The sequence below is a fragment of the Microtetraspora sp. AC03309 genome, assembly GCF_020826795.1.
In the GTDB taxonomy this organism is placed as follows: domain Bacteria; phylum Actinomycetota; class Actinomycetes; order Streptosporangiales; family Streptosporangiaceae; genus Microtetraspora; species Microtetraspora glauca.
In genome coordinates, this window is sequence record NZ_JADDIL010000387.1 from 1 (window position 1) to 581 (window position 581).

Annotated in this window: 1 protein-coding gene; it reads left to right on the forward strand. The window is 67.5% G+C overall.

Going from position 1 to position 581, the window contains the following annotated elements:
* Positions 1 to 48: 48 nt before the first annotated feature.
* Positions 49 to 581 (forward strand): peroxidase family protein (locus IMZ11_RS43470; protein WP_228649534.1); only part of this gene is annotated, 533 nt, incomplete at its 3' end.

Sequence of the window (581 nt, forward strand, 5' to 3'; positions counted from 1 at the left end):
ACAATCATGGCCGACAGGCTCGATATTTCGGCCGGAGGGAAACAACCGATGGTGACCACGGCGCGACAAGCTCCAGTGCTCATCGCCACTGCCTGGTCCCGGTCGCGTTCGCTCACGGTCGCGCTCGCCGCCAGGGTGGCCCAGCAGATCGATCAGACGGTGGGCTGGGCCCGTCTTCCCAAGGCGGTCGGACTGGCCGTCCTGATCGGGCTGCGGCATCAGCTGCGAACGTCGAATCTGTATGCCGCCGAACCTGCCCCGGTCCCGCCGGGTGGCCCCGTCGGGGTCGGCAACTATCTGGGCGCACGCACCCGCGATGGGTCCTACAACGATCTCGCCGACCCCCGTATGGGTGCCGTGGGTTGCCGGTTCGGCCGCAACGTGCCACCCGAACACTCCTACCCTGAAAGCCCCCAACGACTGCTCGACCCGAACCCGCGGCTGATCAGCCGCACCCTGCTGACCCGCGACAGTTTCCAACCGGCCACCACGCTGAACCTGCTGGCGGCGGCATGGATTCAGTTCGAGGTACACGACTGGTTCGCCCATGGCTCGGCCGCCACCCAACCCTGGGTGGTGGC